We start from the raw sequence: 17,991 nt of genomic DNA on the forward strand, positions 1-17,991 counted from the left end.
ACCATGAACGAGATGACCCATGACATTCACATCGCCGCCGAGTCGATGTCCCAACCGCGTGCGTTGGTGTTCCTCGCCTATCCGCAAATGGGCCTTCTGGACCTGACCGGCGCCCAGACCGTGTTCTGGGCCGCCACCAAAGCCATGGCCGAACGCGGCCGGCCGGGCTATCGGATGCACACCGCAAGCCTGGCCGGCGGGCTGATGCAGACCGCTGAAGGCCTGGTCGTCGAGACGGCGTCCCTGCATCAGTTCGACGACGTCATCATCGACACGCTGATCGTGCCCGGTGCCCCGAACATTCGTCAGGCGATGATTGACTGTGTCGAGCTCGTGGACTGGCTGCGCGCGGCCTCCACCAGGGCCCGGCGCACGGCGTCGGTGTGCAGCGGGACCTTCCTCATGGCCCAGGCCGGCTTGCTCGATGGCCGCCGTGCCGCCACGCATTGGGCCATGTGCGAGATGCTCAAGAGCGGTTTCCCATTGATCGAAGTGGACCTGGACGCCATCTTCATCCAACAGGACAAGGTCTGGACCTCCGCGGGGGTAAGCGCCGGCATCGACATGGCCCTGGCGCTGGTGGAGGCCGACTGCGGTCGCGACGTGGCCCTGCAAGTGGCCCGGGAACTGGTGGTGTTTCTCAAGCGGCCCGGTGGACAGGCACAGTTCAGCCAATTGTTGCTGTCCCAGACCCAGGACAGCGCCGGGTTCGATGAATTGCACGCCTGGCTCGCCGAGCACCTGGACGAGGCCGACCTGACCATCGAGCGACTGGCCCGGCAGGCGCGGATGAGCCCGCGCAATTTCGCCCGGGTCTACAAGCGCCAGACCGGACGAACGCCGGCCAAGGCCGTCGAAATGTTCCGCCTCGAAGCCGCGCGAAGGTTGTTGGAGGACTCCGAGCGCAACATCGACCAGATCGCCCGCTCGTGCGGCTTCGGCGACGAGGAACGGATGCGCCATACGTTCCAGCGGCATCTGTCGATCTCACCGCGCGAATATCGCAGCCGGTTTTCCCTTTGAGAAGGCTTGCGCGATCGCGTCAGGCCACGCGCCGGGCTTGCGGCGCCGACTGGGCCTGCTCGGCGATGAACGCGCAGCAACGAGAACGCAGCCAGCGCTCGCCTGGATCATCATGGGAGGCACCTCGCCAGACCATCGACAGCTCATGCTCAGGCAATTGGACCGGCGCCGGCTCCGCCCGCAAGCCTGCGACTGCCGCCATGGCCCGGGCCACATAGTCGGGCACGATGGCGATCATGTCGCTGCGATCCAACAACACGGGCAATGCGCTGAATTGCGGCACCGTCAGCACCACCCGCCGCTGCCGGCCTACCAGGCTCAACGCGCGGTCCGAATCATCGATGACGTGGCCCATGGATGAAACCACGGCGTGGGGTCGGCGGCAAAAGTCGTCCAGGGTCAACTCGCCGGGACGCGAATCGGCCCGCAGCAGCATCGGCCGGATCGGGCGCAGCGCCTTGCGCCGGGCGTTGGCCGGCAGTTCCAGGGTATGGCTGATACCGAGGGAAATTTCCCCACTGACCAATAACTGGCACATCTGCCATTGATCGGTGCGACGCACCACCAACGTCGTGCCCGGCGCCTCGACCCGCAGGCGGCGCAGCAAATCCGGCAGCAGCGCGTACTCGACATCGTCGCAAAGGCCTATATGAAACGTTGCCTCGCTGGTGCCAGGGTCGAACGCCTGGCAGCGACTCAAGGCGGCGGCGATGCCGTCCAAAGCGGGTGAAAGGTTGGAAAAAATCTCCCGGGCCCGAGACGTCGGCTCCATCAACCGCCCGGTCCTGACGAACAGCGGGTCGTCGAACATCAAGCGCAAACGCGCCAGGGCCGCACTGATGGTCGGTTGCCCGAGAAACAGCTTCTCGCTCACACGTGTGACATTTCGCTCATGCATCATGGTTTCGAAGACAACCAGCAGATTGATGTCAGCACGACGCAGGTCATTTCTGTTCATCATGGTAGCCATTCCAGGCACAGGGCCAATGAGTCAGCAAAGAAACGTCGTGCCTCGGGCCGTTTGCACGGTTGGACAACGACGACGTACCAGGAAGGTTATGCCTGAGCCCCTCCGGTGTCTGTTGTACTGGGGGACACCGGACTCACGCTTTGGGTAGATTCATTGATACGTGGGTATGCATCGACAACCGGCCGGGGTTGGCAGTAATTCAGGGATTTATGTCCTACCCGATGCCAGGGGCAACTTCTAAGATCCGAAATCAATGCCCCGTCTCCTCGGGCTGCACCGCAAAACAGAAGGTCTGCGCCGTGCCCACACCCGCCACGATGTTCAAGAGTGTCTATGACAGCTTCCGGTACATCCCATGCCCGATGGGCGGGGAGCCATCGATGGGCATCAGCGCCCACCCACTGGTCAACGCCTTGGGCTGGGCCGTGGGCCTGGTGGTGGCCTGCGGAATCGTCATCATCAATTCCGAAACCCATTCCGACCTGGCGCCGACGCTGCTGTACATCACTTTGCTGCTGATGGCGGCGAACCTGTTTTCCATCAACCTGGTGATCACCGTAGCGCTGATGTGCATGTTTTTGCTGACGGCGATGTTTGCGTACAACGGTGGCTATCACCGCTGGGAGTCCATCACTGGGTTCTTTCGTTGCCTGACGGCCCTGTCCGCCATTGCGTTTCTCGCGTTGCGCAGCAAGCAGGCCGCGGACCGCCTGCGCCACAACCAGGCCTACCTGATCAACGCCCTGATCGCCAGCAAACACGCCGAGCAAGCGTTGTCCCGCGCCCACGCCCAGTTGGCCCACGTCACGCGCCTGACGTCCCTGGGAGAGATGGCCGCCTCGATTGCCCATGAAGTCAACCAGCCGCTGACCGCCATCACCAGCAGCGGCGAGGCCTGTCGTCGCTGGCTCGATCGCCCGGTTCCGGACCTCAAGGAAGCCCTCGACGCGCTGGAGCGGATCGTCACCAATGCCTGTCGCGCCAGCGAAGTCATCAATCGTACACGAGCAATGGCGCGCAAATGCGACCCTCTGCGTCAGCCTGAGCTACTGGACGACATCGTCAACGAGTCGCTGAACCTGGTGCGCCAGCAGTTGGCTCATCACAAGATCAGCCTGAAGGCGAACCTCGCGGCAAAGGCGTGCCAGGTCAACGCCGACCGGGTGCAACTGCAGCAAGTGATCATCAACCTGATCATCAATGCGTGCCAGGCGATGGAAACGATTGACTCGCCCGATCGGATCCTGCGCATACGCACCTGGACGCAGGAGCACGAGGTGCTATTGGAGGTGGCGGACCGCGGGATCGGAATCTCCGACGAGATCCTGCCTTCTTTGTTCACCCCCTTCTTCACCACCAAGGAAAACGGCCTGGGCATCGGGCTTTCCATTTGCCGCTCCATCATCGACTTCCATGACGGCAGGATCTGGGCCGCCAGCGCGGCTGGACAAGGCACCTCGTTCACGTTTTCGTTGCCATTGCTTACCTCTGCCCGCCCCGCCAAGGACGCCGCCCATGAACCCAAGCCACACCCCGAACCCTGCCTTCACCGCTGAGCCCATCGTTTACGTGGTCGATGACGATGCGTCGTTACGCCAAGCGCTCCGCAGTCTGCTACGGTCCATCGGCCTGCGGGTCGAGCTGTTCGACTCGGTGGCAGACTTCATGCGCCATTCACGCGCCGACGGGCCCAGTTGTCTGCTACTGGATGTGCGCCTTCGCGGCACCAGCGGCCTCGACTTCCAGCAACAGCTGGCGAGCGCCGACGTTCACCTGCCCATCGTGTTCATGACCGGCCATGGCGATATCGCCATGACGGTACGGGCCATGAAAGCCGGCGCAGTGGACTTCCTGACCAAGCCGTTTCGTGAGCAAGACCTGATCGATGCGGTGTCCACCGCCCACCAGCGCGACCGCCTGCGTCGCGAGGCCGAGCACAGCCAAAAGGCGCTCCAGGACCGCCACGCCAGCCTCACCGCCCGGGAACGCCAAGTGATGCTCCTGGCTGCGTCGGGGTTGATGAACAAACAGATTGCCGGGCAGATCGGCTTGAGCGAAATCACCGTCAAGATTCATCGCGGCCAGGCCATGCGCAAGATGGGCGCGCGCTCGTTTGCCGAGCTGGTGCGCATGGCCCAGGCATTGGACCCGGGGCGCGGTCAGTGAAAGTTCATACCCACGTATACTAGGCGCGGCTTTTGTACCGCGTATCTTGCAGTGATAGGGACGCCTTTATGGCGTCCTGACATTACTGCCAGGTTTCGAAATGTCCGACACCGCAATTATTTCAATTATCGATGACGATGAATCGGTTCGAGTTGCATTGGATGGTTTACTGCGCTCCCACGGTTATCGCGTCAAGACTTACCCCAGTGCTCTCGATTTCTTGTCTTCAGCTGGCTATGTGAATACAGCTTGCTTGCTGTCGGACATTCAAATGCCGGGGATGACCGGGATTCAACTGTGCGATGAGCTTCGTGCCCGCGGCATCGAGATTCCGCTTATTTTCATAACGGGCCTGCCTGCCGTACCGCCGCGAACCCGCTCGGGCGGGATGAGCCCGGTGGCGGTTTTTCCCAAGCCGTTTGATTGTGGTGAGTTGATTGCCTGCATTGAATCGGTGATGGGTGGCGAGGGGTGAAGGCGGTTGCAATGGCCTCTTCGCGAGCAGGCTCGCTCCCACAAGCGTAATGGGGTGCGCATCGTTCTGCGGCTGCTGAAAATCCACAACCCAACGATTTTAATACCTTCGTATAGCCCCCCTAACACCCACGCATGCCGCCACTGACCCTATGTAGAAGTGCCGCGGCTCCCGCCGACGAATACCATTTCCAATAGCGAACCGAAGCTGAATGCGCCTAATGATTCACCCCATCAGGCCAAGCACTTCCGGGCGTTTCGCAACACGGTCACGCTGAAACATCAAACAAATTCAACGTATCGACTCAGTCTTCGGGAGCACCTCATGAAACAGCAAATCTTGATCGTCGGCGCCGGTTTTGGCGGTGTATGGAGCGCACTCAGCGCGGCTCGCCTGCTCGACCAGCATGATCGCAATGACGTACAGATCAGCGTCCTGGCGCCCCAGGCGGAGTTGCGCATCCGCCCGCGTTTCTACGAACCCGACGTCCACACCATGATGGCGCCATTGGCCGGGTTGTTCGACGCGGTCGGGGTAAATTTCGTCCAAGGCTTTGCCGAGAGCATCGACGTCAACCGCAAGCAGGTCGGCTATCGCGACGTGTTTGGCGGCCAAGGCACGCTGGGCTATGACCGGCTGGTACTGGCAGCGGGCAGCAAGCTGGTTCGCCCCGACCTTGAGGGCATGCTGGAGCATGCGTTCGACGTCGATGAGATCGAACAGGCGACGCGCCTCGAAGCCCACCTGAAATCCCTCGCAACCCTGCCCGACAGCCCCGCTCGCAACACCGTGGTGGTGGCCGGCGGCGGGTTTACCGGGATCGAAACCGCCACTGAGATGCCCGCCCGCCTGCGCGCCGTCCTGGGCAGCGACGCCAATATCCGCGTGATCGTGGTCGACCGGGGGCCGACAATCGGTGCGGCGCTGGGCGAAGGAATCAGCCCTTCGATCATCGAAGCGTCCGACCACCTTGGCATCGAGTGGATGCTCAATGCCTCGGTCGAATCGGTGGATGCCGGCGGCGTCACGCTGTCGGACGGCCAGCGCATCGAATCCAGGACCGTCATCTGGACCGTCGGTTTCCGCGCCAGCCCGCTGACCGAACAAGTGCCCGGCACCCACGATCGCCAGGGCCGGCTGCATGTCGACGGGAACCTGAAGGTGCTCGGGCAGAGCGATATCTTCGCCACCGGCGACGTGGCCTACGCCGCCACCGACGACCTGGGCAATTACGCGGCGATGTCCTGCCAGCACGCCATCGCCCTGGGCCGCTACGCGGGCAACAACGTGGCAGCCGATCTGCTGGGCGTCGCGCCGATGACCTACAGCCAACCCAAGTACGTGACGTGCCTGGACCTGGGCGCCTGGGGCGCGGTGTACACCGAAGGTTGGGATCGCCAGGTCAAGTTGGTCGGACAAGAAGCGAAGGACCTCAAGACCCAGATCAACTCTGTGTGGATCTACCCACCCGCCGCCGACCGCGCCACCGCACTGGCTGCCGCGGATCCATTGATCCCTGTCGCCTGATCCCAATGCCCTGAAACTCACGCGCCAACCGGCCAGTCCCTCCTTCTGTGCCGGACTTTCCCAAACGCCTGCCAAGGTTTTTTCGGCGGGCGTTTTTTATTCCCGTCCGACAAGCCAGCCTGGATATCGCCACTGCCTAGCAAAATCCGTTGCAACGCCCGTCGCGCTGCGCAAGCGGCTCACGGTAAGGTAGGCAAAATCATCCGGACCGAGGTGTGCCGTGGCGTCCTACTCCCTGCGTCAGTTGAAGTACTTCGTCACCACCGTGGAGTGTGGCAGCGTCGCCGAAGCCTCCCGCAAGCTGTATATCGCCCAACCGTCGATTGCCACGGCGGTCAAGGGCCTGGAAGACAGTTTCGGCGTGCAGTTGTTGATCCGTCATCACGCCCAGGGCGTCTCGCTGACGCCGGCCGGTGCGCGTTTCTATCGAAAGGCCCAGGAGCTGCTGCGCATGGCCCGGGAATTCGAACAGAACGCGTTGGCCGACAATGACGTCGTCAGCGGGCAGATCGACATCGGCTGCTTCGAGACCGTCGCCCCGCTCTACCTGCCACGGCTGATCGCCGGTTTTCGCGAGCGTTTTCCTGGCGTGGAGATCCGCGTGCAGGACGGCGAACAGCAGGAGTTGGTTCAAGGCCTGACCGGTGGACGTTTCGACCTGGCGATTTTTTATGAGCACGATCTCGACAGCACGATCGAAACCGAAGCGCTCACGGCACCGCAACGGCCGTACGCACTGCTGCCGGCCGGACACCGCTTTGCCAATCAATCCCAGGTATCGCTTCGCGACCTGGCGCTTGAACCGATGATCCTCTTGGATGTGCAGCCCAGCCGCACCTATTTCGTCAGTATTTTCGAGGAGCTGGGCCTGACGCCAAACATCGTCTTCAGCTCGCCCTCCATCGAAATGGTGCGCGGCATGGTCGGCCAGGGATTTGGTTTCGCCGTGTTGGTGACCCGCCCGCAATCGAGCTGCACCTACGACGGACAGGACGTGGTGTGTGTCAGCATCGCCGAGGACGTAACCGGTTCGGCACTGGTGGCCGGATGGCTCAAGCGCGCGCACCTGACCAAGCCGGCGCAGTTGTTCGTGGATTACTGCAAGGAGCAGTTCGGGGAATGGCTGGCGTAGACCGGCGAGCCTCATACCTCCGTGGCGAGGGAGCTTGCTCCCGCTGGGCCGGTCCGACGCCTCGGGCGCAGCAGCCCCAAAAACCTGACGCGGTCCACCTGCTACACCGCGATCACAGGGTAAAGGGGGTGCTTCGCACCCCAGCGGGAGCAAGCTCCCTCGCCACAAGAGCGGTTCGATATTAGGTTGGATACTAGCGAGCCGCCCAGGCGTTGAAGCGCTGTTCCAGCTCTTCGCCATGGTCGACCCAGAACTCCGCGTCCACCGCTTGCGCCTGTGCCAGGTTGGCCTCGGCGGTGGGCAGTTGCTCGCGGACTTCAGCGGGCAGCAGGCCCAGTGTCTGGCGATGCACCGGTCCGTAGGGGATGTTCTCCGAGAAGACTTTCTGGGTCTGCGGCTGGCTGGCGAAGGCAATGAATTTCTCCGCCAAGGCCTTGTTTGGCGTGCCTTTCACCACCGCCCAATATTCCGGGTCATACAGGCTTTGCGGCCAGACGATGCTCAGTTTCATGCCCTCTTTCTGCGCCGAGGCGATGCGACCGTTGTAGGCTGCGCTCATCGCCACATCCCCGGCCACCAGCCATTGCGCCGGCTGGGCGCCCGCCTCCCACCACTGGATATTCGGCTTGATCTGGTCCAGCTTGGCAAATGCCCGCGCCACGCCTTCCGGCGTATTCAAGACCTTGTACACATCTTCTGTCTTGACGCCGTCCGCCAGCAAGGCGATTTCCAGGGTGTACTTGGCCCCCTTGCGCAACCCACGCTTGCCCGGGTATTCGGTCACGTTCCAGAAATCCGCCCAGGAGGTGGGTGCCTTGGCGAGCTTGCTCTGGTCATAGGCCAGGACCATCGACCAGACGTACGTGGCCACGCCGCACTCAGTGAGCGCTCCCGGAACGAAATCCGCAGGCTTCCCTATGGCCGCCGGGTCGAGTCTTTCGAACAAGCCTTCCTCGCAACCACGCAGCAGTTCTGGGCTCTCCACTTCGACCACATCCCAACTGGTATGCCCGGCCGCGACCATCGCCTTGATCTTCGACAGCTCGCCGTTGTACTCGCCGGCCACGATGTTTCCCGCACCGCTGGCGTTGAAGGGTTGGAAGTAGGCCTTGTCCTGGGCCAACTTGGTGGCGCCGCCGAATGAAATCACGGTCAGGCTTTGTGGCGCGGCCAGGACGCTGGTACTCAGCAACGCCAGGGCACACGCCATGTTGTAACGCAAGGATCTGGACATGAATCGGTTCCTCGAAAATGCCGGCTCGCCCGCACGAGCCGGCGACGGACTCAGAGGCGACCGTAAGCGCGGGCGGTGCGGTCTACAGCAATACGGGTCTTGTCGACCAGTTCATCGATATCGGCATGGCTGGCCACGAGCGCCGGGGCCATGATCATCCGGCCCAAGGTGGAGCGAATGATCAGGCCCTCCTCGAAGCCGAAGGTGCGGCATTGCCAGGCCATTTCGTTTTCGTTGGCAAAGCGCTTGCGGCTGTTCCTGTCTTCGGCCAGTTGCAGGGCCGCGACCATGCCGGCGCCCTGGATCTCGCCGATCAGCGGGTGCCCGTCGAACGTTTCCCGCAGGCACCGTTGCAGATACGGCCCGGTGTCGTCCTTGACCCGTGTCACGATGCCCTCGTTGCGCAGGGCCTTGAGGTTGGCTATCGCCACCGCGGCCGCCACCGGGTGCCCGGAATAAGTCAGGCCGTGGGCGAACACGCCGCCCTGCTCCACCAACACTTCGGCCATGCGTTTGGACAGGACCAGCCCACCCATGGGGATGTAGCCGCTGGTCAGGCCCTTGGCGATGGACAATGTGTCGGGCTCGAAGCCGAAATACTCATGGGCGAACCATTCGCCGGTACGACCGAAGCCACCGATGACTTCGTCGGCGCACAGCAATACATCGTACTGCCGGCAGATGCGTTGGATTTCCGGCCAGTAGCTCTCTGGCGGAAAAATCATGCCGCCGGCCCCCTGGAAGGGTTCGGCCACGAACGCCGCGACATTCTCGGCGCCCAGTTCGAGGATTTTCTCTTCCAACTGCCGGGCCGCCCGCAGGCCAAACTCGGCTGGGGTCAGGTCACCTTCGTGGGCGAACCAGTACGGCTCGTCGATGTGCGCGACATCCGGGATCACCCCGCCCATTTCGTGCATGAACTTCATGCCGCCCAGCGCCGACGCGCCCAGGGTCGAGCCGTGATAGCCGTTCCAGCGACCGATCATGATTTTCTTCTGCGCCTTGCCGAGGATCTGCCAATAGCGGCGCACGGTACGAATCAGCACCTCGTTGGCCTCGGAGCCGGAGTTGGTGTAGATGGCGTGGCTGTAATGATCCGGCAGCAGGCTGAACAGCAGCTCGGACAGCTCCACCACGGCCGGATGGGTGGTGTGGAAGAACATGTTGTAGTACGGCAATTGCTCCAGCTGACGGCTGGCCGCTGCCGCCAGGTCCTGGCGCCCGTAGCCCAGGTTGGTGCACCAAAGGCCCGACATGCCGTCCAGATAACGCTTGCCATCGTTGTCCCAGAGCGCCAGCCCTTCGCCACGGACGATGACCCGTGGCCCTTCGGCATTGAGGGCTTTCTGGTCGAGAAACGCATGGATGTGGTGCGCCGCATCCAGCGCCTGATACTCGCGGGTGCTGCGGTTCGGGTTCAATGGCGCGTTCATTAAAGGTCTCCTTTGTTGATCTTGTCGGTTTCGGTGCCCTGGACAGACGCCAGCGGCTCGGGCTTGAACAGCGGTTTGCCCATCACGCACTTGACCCACACCAGCGCGATCAGCGAAACGATGCCCAGCACCGCGCCAGCGCTGGCGAAGATCGGAACAGTCATTTCAGGGCTGGGGGACACGTGCCAGATGGCAAAGAGCATGCCGGCGATGCCGAACAGCTGCGGCACCGGGTAGAACGGCGTGCGAAACGGCCGGTGGACATGGGGATAGCGGCGCCGCAGGGCAATCACGTTGATGTGAGTGATGACGTAGGCCAGCAGCCAGGCCAGGGCCGCCGCCAGAAGCAAAAGGTTGATGGCGTCGGGCGTGTCGTGCATCAGCAGCAGCGGTAAGCCGGTAACCAGCGCCACGAACAGCACCGCCACCCAAGGAGCACCGCTGCGCTTGCCCTGGCGCTTGAAGATGCCGAACGCCTGGCCGCTACGGGCCATGCCCAACAACATGCGCGGTATGGCAGCGAGGGAACTGTTCAGCGTACTGCACGTTGCGGTGATGGCGGCGGTCACCAGGAATACCTGCCCGGCCTCGCCGAACACCGAAGTCGCGAACAGATAGTGCGGCAAGCCATTGCTGGCGAGCTCAGCCTGGGGAACGGTGAGCAAAGCGCCCAGGCAATACAGGCAGATAATGACGAAGATCACCGTCAGGCCAATCATCATCGAGGCCGGGATGTTGCGTTCCGGACGGCGGGTTTCCTCGACCAGTGGGCAGACGAATTCGGCCCCGACAAATCCCCACACCGCCATCGCGGTCAGGGCAATGACACCGAGCCCCATGGGGTTCCAGCCCGTAGCCGCCACCAACGTCGATACGCTGCCTGCCCCATCGCTCGCCAAGGCGCCGAGGCCCATGACCAACAGCATCACCGTCATGACCAGGGCCAACACCGTTTGAAGCCGAGAGAAAATGTCGATGTTGAACAGGTTGAGCACAGTGAACAGGCACAGCACGCCAACCGCGACACTCAACGGCGGCATCGAGTGCGGGTAGACCTTGTCGATGATGAACTCCATCAGCAGCAGTTCCGCCGACAGGGCAAACATCGCCACCACCACGTAACCGGAAAACGTCGCCAGGATCGCCGGGAACTGGCCGATGGCGACTTCGGTGTAACTGCTCAGGCTGCCTGCGCGCGGAATCATCAAGGCCAGTTCGGAAAACGAACAGGCGTAGCTCAGGGCCAACAGCCAGGCCAAGGCCAACGGAATCACGAAGCCCAGCCCGGCGATCCCGGCCCCTTGCAGCATCAGCACCATGACGCCCTGGGAAACCACCAGGCCCACGGCGACGGCCAACAGGGCGCTCAGGCCCAGCCGTTTGCGTGGGCCGACCTGCGATGGCGTAATGGTTTGTAGCGGCACGCTTGAGAAACTGTCCATCGGTTGCTCCGTTTTCTTTTTTTAGGGAGAACAAATCGATTGCGAACGACGACCTGGACCGCGGTCAGCTGCGCAGCTGGATCCAGGTGGTCTTCAGTTGTGTGTATTTGTCGAAGGCGTGCAGCGACAGATCGCGTCCGAAGCCCGATTGCTTGCCGCCGCCAAAGGGCACGGTGACGTCGAGGGCGTCCACGGTATTGACCGACACCGTGCCCGCGTTCAAACGCCGCGCCACACGGTGGGCCCGGTTCAGGTCGTCGGTCCACACGGAGGCCGCCAGGCCGTAGATGTGTTCGTTGGCCATGGCGATGGCCTGCTCTTCGTCATCGAACACGCTGATTGCCAGCACCGGCCCGAACACCTCTTCACGGGCCAATTGCATGGTTGGGCGCACCTCGGTGAAGATCGTCGGTTCGATGAAATTGCTCGACCCATCGATGTTCAGTTGGCGTCCCCCCACACACCAGGCGTGCGCCTTCAGCCTTGGCCTGCTGGATGTATTGCATGACCCTCGCGGTCTGACGCGCATCGACGATAGCGCCGGCAGGGCTCGCAGGGTCCAACGGATCGCCGGGTTGCCACAGGCGAGCCTGTTCCACCAGGCGTTCTACGAACGCGTCGTGAATCGACCGTTGGACCAACAACCGCGAGTTGGCCGAGCACACTTCGCCTTGGTTGAAGAAGATTCCGAACGCGGCTTTGCGCGCCGCCAGGTCAAGGTCCTGACAATCGGCAAACACCAGGTTCGGGCTCTTGCCACCGCACTCCAGCCAGACCTGCTTGAGGTTCGACTGGGCCGAGTACTGCATGAAATATTTACCGACCTCGGTCGATCCGGTGAACACCAGCGAATCGACGTCCGGGTGCAAGCCGAGCGCCCGCCCGGCCTGCTCGCCCAGGCCCGGCACGACGTTGAGCACACCCGGTGGCACGCCTGCCTCGAGGGCCAGTTCAGCCAGGCGCAGGGCCGAAAACGGCGATTGCTCCGCCGGCTTGAGCACGACACTGTTGCCCGCCGCCAACGCTGGCGCGACTTTCCAGGCCGCCATGTCCAACGGAAAATTCCACGGCACCACCGCCGCAATCACGCCGAGCGGAACGCGGGTAATCGTGGCGAGGACGTTCGCCGCCGAGGGCGCGACCTGGTCGTAGAGTTTGTCGAGGCTTTCGCCATACCAGGCAAACACATGGGCGGCACCCGGCACGTCGATGTTCCAGGCATCCATGACCGGTTTGCCCATGCTCAAGCAATCCAGCAGCGCCAGTTCCTCGCGATGAGCCAGCATCAACTGAGACAAACGCAACAACACGGCCTTGCGCTCGCTGGGCGCCATGCGCGCCCAAGGGCCCTGCTCGAATGCCTTGCGTGCGCTTTTCACGGCAAGGTCCACTTCCGGTTCAGCGCAGGCCACGACATTGGCGAGCAACACGCCGTTGGCGGGGTTGATCACTTCGAATCGGGCGCCATCGAGAGCTTCGTGGGGCTCGCCGTCGATGAGGGCGCTGTCGCGCAGGCGCACTTGAGCGGCACGCGCCTTCCAATCATTGAATTCGTTCACGGGTATTTCCTTGGATCAAACGTCATTGGGTTCGCTGAGGTAAACCGCCAGGCGGTCCATCAAGCGATCGCAGGCAGCCATTTGCTCGACGCTCACGTATTCGTCGGGTTTGTGGCCTTGGTCCATGCTGCCGGGGCCGCACACCACCGTTGGGATGCCGGCCTGGTGGAACAGCCCGCCCTCGGTGCCGAACGCCACGGTGCCGAAACCGTCGTTGCCGCACAGCCGGGCCACCAGGCGCGCGGCCGCGCTGTGCGGCGAGGTCGCCAGGCCCGGGTAAGCGGACAAGGGTTCGAAACGAATGGCGGTGTCGGTGTTTACTGCCTGCATCCTGGGCAGCAGCGTCTGTTCGGCGTAATCGCGCAATTGCTCGACCACCGCCTGCGGGGCGAAGTCCGGCAAGGCGCGCACCTCGAAATCGAAGCGGCAATCGGCCGGGACGATGTTCAATGCCGTGCCGCCCTCGATCACGCCGACCTGTACGGTCGAATACGCCGGGTCGAAACGCGGATCGTGTCGTGAGGGCTCGGCCAGCTCCGCACCGATCTCACCCAGATGGCCGATCAAGCGCGCCGCCTGTTCGATGGCGTTGACCCCGTAAGGCGCATAGGCGGAATGGCAAGGCGCGCCCTTGACGTGGCAACGCATCGCCAACTTGCCCTTGTGGCCCAACACCGGTCGCAGCTCGGTGGGCTCGCCGATCAGGCACAAGGCCGGTTGCGGGACGCGTTGCGGCAGGACTTCCAGCAGGCCGCGCACGCCCAGGCAACCGATTTCTTCGTCATAAGAGAACGCCAGGTGTACAGGACGCTTCAACGGGCTGGACAGGAATGTCGGCACCGCAGCCAGCACCGAGGCCAGGTAGCCTTTCATGTCCGCCGTACCGCGTCCGAACAACTTGCCGTCCCGCTCGCTAAGGCGGAACGGCTCCGCGGTCCAGGCTTGCCCGTCCACTGGCACTACATCAGTGTGCCCGGACAACACCACGCCGCCCGGCACCGACGGGCCGATGCTCGCCAGCAGGTTGGCCTTGGTCCGTTCCGTGTTGTAGATCAGCTCGCTGTTCACGCCCAGGCCGTGCAGGTAATCGCGAACGAACTCGATCAACGCCAGGTTCGAATCGCGGCTGACCGTGGCAAAGCCCACCAGCTCGGCGAGTAATGCACGGCTGCGCAACTCACTCATCGCCCGGCACCCCGTAGCTGGGCGCCTGGGTTGGATCGAGGGCGCGAGTGAGGTAGTCCTGCAACTGCGGCTGATAGGCGAGCCAGAGTTTTTCCAGTTCGCCGATGGGATTTTCATCCGCCCAATCGACCCGTAGATCGACGATTGGCCAGGTCAGGTCATCCACCACCGACAACGCCGCCGAATGCACCGCCCCGGCTTCTCCGCCTGCGGCCTGTCCCGCCTGTAACGCGCCCAACAGGCGGGACGCGAGGCTGCCCTCACCCTGTTCGAATGCCGTGACCATTGCGGCAATGACCCCGTCGCCCGCCAGCAGGTTGCCGGCCGCCACACATTGTTCACCGACCCCGGCGCCATGGACGCCCAACGCGTGGCGACCGCTGAAAACCGCCGTGCGCCCCTGGGCATCCACCACGGCCACCTGGCGATACTCGCTGTAGCCGTTGCGTGCCAGGGCACGGTCCAGCGCCTCTTGGGCCACCGAACCGGCGGCCAATTCGTCGAGGATCTGCGGGCCCAGCGCAGGCAATGTGATGTTCTGGCTCGACACCGCGCCAACCCCTGCCTGCAGCCAGGGGCAACGGGCGCCGACGGCAATGCTCGACGAGCTGATGGCGATGCCCAACTGGCCGGTTTCGGCGCAGCGTCCGACAATGGAAAACGTCATGTCGTGCTCCTTATTCGGGGATGACCGCGATCACATCGATTTCCATCAGCCACTGCGGCTGGCCGAGGGCACTGACCACCAGCCCGGTGGAAATCGGGAACACGCCCTTGAGCCATTTGCCGACCTCCTGGTACACCGGCTCGCGGTAGCGCGGGTCGATCAGGTAGGTGGTGGTCTTGACGATGTGGCTCAGGTCACTGCCGGCTTCTTCCAGCAGTTGCTTGACGTTGCGCATGGCCTGTTCGGCCTGGGCCCGCGGATCGCCGAGGCCCACCAGCTGGCCGTTGAAATCGGTGCCGACCTGCCCACGGACGTAAACGGTATTGCCCGCGCGCACGGCCTGGCACAGGTCGTTGTCCAGGGTCTGGTTGGGGTAGGTGTCCTTGGTGTTGAACATGCGGATGCGAGTGTGAGTAGGCATCAACGAACTCCCGTCAGGCTGGTTTTCAAAGGTTGCGAAATGCGCTGGGATGCATCGCGGTAGTCGAGATACGTGCGCTGTTTGACGATGTGGTCGGTGATATGCCGGGCGTCGTGCCACACGCCCCAGATGAACGCCGACCCCCGGCGCGACAGCCAAGGCAGGCCGACAAAATAGAGGCCAGGTTCGCTGCAGACCCCACGCTGATGCCGAGGCTTGCCATCGGCTTTGAACGCATCGACGTTCAGCCAGCTGTAATCCACCGAGTACCCGGTGGCCCAGATGATGGTGCTGACACCCGCCTCGACCAGGTCCAGCTCAAGGATCGGATGGGTCATGCATTCAGGATCGGGCAATAGCCGGCGCGCCTCGGGCTCGGGCGGCAGGTCCAGGCCATTGCGCTCGATATAGGCATCGGCGGCGTCGAGCAACGCCAGGTAGTTTTCATCGCCACGGGCGACGTTTTCGGCAAGGTTGGATTCGAAACTCACTACGTGGCCGTTGAACGCTCGGGTCAGGCCCACCAGCGTGATGCCCTCGTGGGCCAGCCGGCGGAAATCCACGGTGTGGCCGCCCCGGGCGCCACTCACAGCGATGGTCACGTGCTCCTTGCCCGGCTTGACCGCCTCGGCATCCCACTCGCCCAGCACCCCGAGCCACCAGCAGAAATCCCGATTGCGATAGGCGCGTGGCGGACGATCATGGGCACCGACAGAGAGGTATACCTGCTTGCCGGCCCGCTGCAATTCATCGGCGATCTGCACCCCCGACGACCCCGCCCCCACCACGAGCACGGCGCCTTCGGCCAACTGCCCGGGGTTGCGGTATTGCGCCGAGTGAATCTGGGTGAGCGCAGGCATCTGCGGCGCGATGGGCGGGATGACGGGACGTTGGAAGGGCCCGGTGGCGACCACCACGTTAGTGGCTTCGATCACACCGTCGGAGGTATCAATAGTAAAACCTGGGCGACCGACAGTGCGCTCGACCTTGCGCACTTCCACACCCGTGCGGATCGGCGCGTTGAACTTGCGGGCGTAGGCTTCGAAGTACTCGGCCACCTGGTCCTTGGAGGCGAACGCATCGGGATCCAGGCCGTCGAATTCCAGCCCAGGAAAGCGGTCATGCCAGGCCGGGCCGTTGGCGACCAGCGAGTCCCAGCGCGCCGTCCGCCAGGCTTCGGCGATGCGGTCGCGCTCCACCACCAGATGCGGCACGCCTTGGCGGCTCAAATGTTCACTCATGGCGACGCCGGCCTGGCCGGCGCCTATTACAAGCGTATCGATGCGTAGGGTTTCAACGGGCATGTCTTGGCACTTCCGGCAGAGGGTTTGGCTCAAGTCGGCGTGTCGCCGCCTCGGGTTCCGGTTTCTTGTTGTTCTGCGATTGCAGCTATCGAAACAAGCTGTCGAGGCGATTGTGTTGGCAGGCGGGAATTTACGAAACGAGGGTTTTTGTTGTGGCTGGGAAGGAAAAAACTGGTTGGGGAACGAATGGCTGGATCAGCGCGCGCGGGTGTCCCAGGGTCTGTTTGAAATGTGTTCGCGCGAAGGCCAGCCCCGTTTCAACGCTGTATGGGTGAGTGCGGATACATTTCGTACCGAGCCTAGACGCTTTCCGGAACATCCACTTGCAACGCCACCACCCGCCTCGCCACCGGCCCCACCGACGTGGCCGTCGCGGCTTCGACCAGAGCATCCACGGCTTCTTCGGCCAGGGTGGTCACCGGGTGGGAGAGCACCGCCTGGACCAATCCGGTTTTCAACGCCTCCCGGGTCAGCGGCGTCAGGTCATGGCACACCACGACGGGCAGGCGCAGCTGTTGCTGCTGGAGGCTGCGCAGGGCCCGCAATACCCCAGCGATGCCGCCGCCGGCCACGTAAAGCCCCGCCAGGTCGGGTTCTGCCGTGAGCAGGTCGACGGTGTTGCCATAGGCAAACTCGTCGTCCTCCAGGGTCAGGCGCGAGGCGAGCAGCTCCCATTCGCCGGTTTGCTCCGCCAAGTAGCTGCGAAAGCTCAATTCGCACAATTCCTGGCATTGGAAACGCTGGCTGCTGAGCATGACCGCCGCTGGCCCGGGCTGCCTGGCGAGGCGGCTGATGAACCAACCGGCGGTGCGTCCCGTGAGGCGATTGTCGAGGCCGGCGTAACCAGTGCCGGCGCCGCTGGACAGTTCCGAGAGCAGCGCCACGACCGATATGCCTGTCGCGCGCAATTGTGCCACCGTCTCACGCACCTTGGGGTGATCGACCGCCACCACGCCAAGGCCGTCCACCTGGTCACGCAAGGCGAGGATGCGTTGGGCCACGTTGACCGGATCAAGGTCGTCCAGGTACCCAATGACCACGCGAATCCGCGCTCGCGTGCAGGTGGCGGCGGCGTTTGACAGGGCGTGGGCCAGCCCCTGATAGAACGGCACCCCGCTTTTCTGCAACAGGAACCCCAGACGCAGGGTGGGACGGTCGTTGAGCACACGCTGCTCGATCACCCCCTTGGCATGGAAGCCCAAGCGCCCCGCCGCTGCCGCGATGCGCTGGGCGGTGTCGGCACGCACGTCGGCGCGCAGGTTCAGCACCCGGTCCACCGTCGACAGGCTCACACCGGCTTCCCGGGCGACATCGGCCATGGTGGGGCGCAATTTTCGGCGTGGTTGCTTTGACATGTCTTGACACCTCTTTTCGCCATCATGAGGGGTTCTGACACATTAAGCCATCTCCCCATGGCCCGCTCCGCAACGAGGCAATAGCATCAGCCCAAGAC

The 17,991-nt window shown here is 63.2% G+C and carries 15 protein-coding genes and 1 pseudogene; 6 read left to right on the top strand and 10 right to left on the bottom strand.

Annotation, left to right across the window (positions count from 1 at the left end):
- The first annotated feature begins 3 nt into the window (after positions 1-3).
- Positions 4-1,023, top strand: coding sequence for a GlxA family transcriptional regulator (locus tag J3P92_RS13610; RefSeq protein WP_434558960.1), 1,020 nt, complete (start codon positions 4-6; stop codon positions 1,021-1,023).
- Between the two features lie 19 nt (positions 1,024-1,042).
- On the opposite strand, the gene J3P92_RS13615 is transcribed toward J3P92_RS13610, so the two are convergent.
- Positions 1,043-1,984, bottom strand: coding sequence for a LysR family transcriptional regulator (locus tag J3P92_RS13615; protein ID WP_434558962.1), 942 nt, complete (start codon positions 1,982-1,984; stop codon positions 1,043-1,045).
- Positions 1,985-2,373: 389 nt separating this feature from the next.
- On the opposite strand from J3P92_RS13615, the gene J3P92_RS13620 reads away from it, so the two are divergent.
- The 5 genes from J3P92_RS13620 (at position 2,374) to J3P92_RS13640 (ending at position 7,293) form a co-directional block, all read left to right on the top strand.
- Positions 2,374-3,549 (top strand): sensor histidine kinase, encoded by a 1,176-nt coding sequence (locus tag J3P92_RS13620; RefSeq protein ID WP_420764034.1) that lies wholly within the window; start codon positions 2,374-2,376, stop codon positions 3,547-3,549.
- Complete coding sequence (locus J3P92_RS13625) at positions 3,509-4,159, top strand: response regulator transcription factor (RefSeq protein ID WP_434647527.1); 651 nt, start codon at positions 3,509-3,511, stop codon at positions 4,157-4,159. Before J3P92_RS13620 ends, J3P92_RS13625 begins: the two co-directional genes overlap by 41 nt.
- A 100-nt stretch (positions 4,160-4,259) precedes the next feature.
- Positions 4,260-4,634, top strand: a complete 375-nt coding sequence (locus J3P92_RS13630; RefSeq protein WP_420763832.1) for a response regulator transcription factor — start codon at positions 4,260-4,262, stop codon at positions 4,632-4,634.
- A gap of 324 nt (positions 4,635-4,958) precedes the next feature.
- A complete protein-coding gene (locus J3P92_RS13635) occupies positions 4,959-6,161 on the top strand; it encodes an NAD(P)/FAD-dependent oxidoreductase (protein ID WP_420763831.1) in 1,203 nt (400 codons plus the stop codon).
- A 220-nt stretch (positions 6,162-6,381) separates the two neighbouring features.
- Positions 6,382-7,293 (top strand): LysR family transcriptional regulator, encoded by a 912-nt coding sequence (locus tag J3P92_RS13640; protein WP_420763830.1) that lies wholly within the window; start codon positions 6,382-6,384, stop codon positions 7,291-7,293.
- A 193-nt stretch (positions 7,294-7,486) separates the two neighbouring features.
- Here the strand turns inward: J3P92_RS13640 and J3P92_RS13645 are convergent, their stop codons facing one another.
- The 9 genes and pseudogenes from J3P92_RS13645 to J3P92_RS13685 all read right to left on the bottom strand — a co-directional run bounded on the left by J3P92_RS13645 (position 7,487) and on the right by J3P92_RS13685 (position 17,893).
- A complete protein-coding gene (locus J3P92_RS13645) occupies positions 7,487-8,503 on the bottom strand; it encodes an ABC transporter substrate-binding protein (protein WP_434564110.1) in 1,017 nt (338 codons plus the stop codon).
- Between the two features lie 74 nt (positions 8,504-8,577).
- A complete protein-coding gene (locus J3P92_RS13650; protein ID WP_434647530.1) occupies positions 8,578-9,960 on the bottom strand; it encodes an aspartate aminotransferase family protein in 1,383 nt (460 codons plus the stop codon).
- Positions 9,960-11,402, bottom strand: a complete 1,443-nt coding sequence (locus tag J3P92_RS13655; RefSeq protein WP_434647532.1) for an APC family permease — start codon at positions 11,400-11,402, stop codon at positions 9,960-9,962. The genes J3P92_RS13650 and J3P92_RS13655 overlap by 1 nt, the downstream gene beginning before the upstream one ends.
- A gap of 64 nt (positions 11,403-11,466) precedes the next feature.
- Positions 11,467-12,961 (bottom strand): annotated as a pseudogene (locus J3P92_RS13660) (aldehyde dehydrogenase).
- A 15-nt stretch (positions 12,962-12,976) separates the two neighbouring features.
- Positions 12,977-14,146, bottom strand: a complete 1,170-nt coding sequence (argE, locus tag J3P92_RS13665) for an acetylornithine deacetylase (protein ID WP_434647534.1) — start codon at positions 14,144-14,146, stop codon at positions 12,977-12,979.
- On the bottom strand, positions 14,139-14,813 hold the full coding sequence (locus J3P92_RS13670) for a DUF1028 domain-containing protein (protein WP_434647536.1): 675 nt from the start codon (positions 14,811-14,813) through the stop codon (positions 14,139-14,141). The genes argE and J3P92_RS13670 overlap by 8 nt, the downstream gene beginning before the upstream one ends.
- A gap of 10 nt (positions 14,814-14,823) precedes the next feature.
- Complete coding sequence (locus J3P92_RS13675; protein ID WP_003201555.1) at positions 14,824-15,234, bottom strand: RidA family protein; 411 nt, start codon at positions 15,232-15,234, stop codon at positions 14,824-14,826.
- Positions 15,234-16,538, bottom strand: a complete 1,305-nt coding sequence (locus J3P92_RS13680) for a flavin-containing monooxygenase (RefSeq protein ID WP_434647537.1) — start codon at positions 16,536-16,538, stop codon at positions 15,234-15,236. Before J3P92_RS13680 ends, J3P92_RS13675 begins: the two co-directional genes overlap by 1 nt.
- A gap of 299 nt (positions 16,539-16,837) precedes the next feature.
- Positions 16,838-17,893, bottom strand: a complete 1,056-nt coding sequence (locus tag J3P92_RS13685; RefSeq protein ID WP_434647539.1) for a LacI family DNA-binding transcriptional regulator — start codon at positions 17,891-17,893, stop codon at positions 16,838-16,840.
- Positions 17,894-17,991: the final 98 nt, after the last annotated feature.

Source organism: Pseudomonas sp. D3-27, from assembly GCF_051132165.1.
Classification (GTDB): Bacteria; Pseudomonadota; Gammaproteobacteria; order Pseudomonadales; family Pseudomonadaceae; genus Aquipseudomonas.

Coding starts and splice junctions, on each gene's coding strand:
- J3P92_RS13610 (WP_434558960.1), top strand. CDS start 4: ATGAACGAGATGACCCATGACATTCACATCGCCGCCGAGTCGATGTCC.
- J3P92_RS13615 (WP_434558962.1), bottom strand. CDS start 1,984: ATGATGAACAGAAATGACCTGCGTCGTGCTGACATCAATCTGCTGGTT.
- J3P92_RS13620 (WP_420764034.1), top strand. CDS start 2,374: ATGGGCATCAGCGCCCACCCACTGGTCAACGCCTTGGGCTGGGCCGTG.
- J3P92_RS13625 (WP_434647527.1), top strand. CDS start 3,509: ATGAACCCAAGCCACACCCCGAACCCTGCCTTCACCGCTGAGCCCATC.
- J3P92_RS13630 (WP_420763832.1), top strand. CDS start 4,260: ATGTCCGACACCGCAATTATTTCAATTATCGATGACGATGAATCGGTT.
- J3P92_RS13635 (WP_420763831.1), top strand. CDS start 4,959: ATGAAACAGCAAATCTTGATCGTCGGCGCCGGTTTTGGCGGTGTATGG.
- J3P92_RS13645 (WP_434564110.1), bottom strand. CDS start 8,503: ATGGCGTGTGCCCTGGCGTTGCTGAGTACCAGCGTCCTGGCCGCGCCA.
- J3P92_RS13650 (WP_434647530.1), bottom strand. CDS start 9,960: ATGAACGCGCCATTGAACCCGAACCGCAGCACCCGCGAGTATCAGGCG.
- J3P92_RS13655 (WP_434647532.1), bottom strand. CDS start 11,402: ATGGACAGTTTCTCAAGCGTGCCGCTACAAACCATTACGCCATCGCAG.
- argE (WP_434647534.1), bottom strand. CDS start 14,146: ATGAGTGAGTTGCGCAGCCGTGCATTACTCGCCGAGCTGGTGGGCTTT.
- J3P92_RS13670 (WP_434647536.1), bottom strand. CDS start 14,813: ATGACGTTTTCCATTGTCGGACGCTGCGCCGAAACCGGCCAGTTGGGC.
- J3P92_RS13675 (WP_003201555.1), bottom strand. CDS start 15,234: ATGCCTACTCACACTCGCATCCGCATGTTCAACACCAAGGACACCTAC.
- J3P92_RS13680 (WP_434647537.1), bottom strand. CDS start 16,538: ATGCCCGTTGAAACCCTACGCATCGATACGCTTGTAATAGGCGCCGGC.
- J3P92_RS13685 (WP_434647539.1), bottom strand. CDS start 17,893: ATGTCAAAGCAACCACGCCGAAAATTGCGCCCCACCATGGCCGATGTC.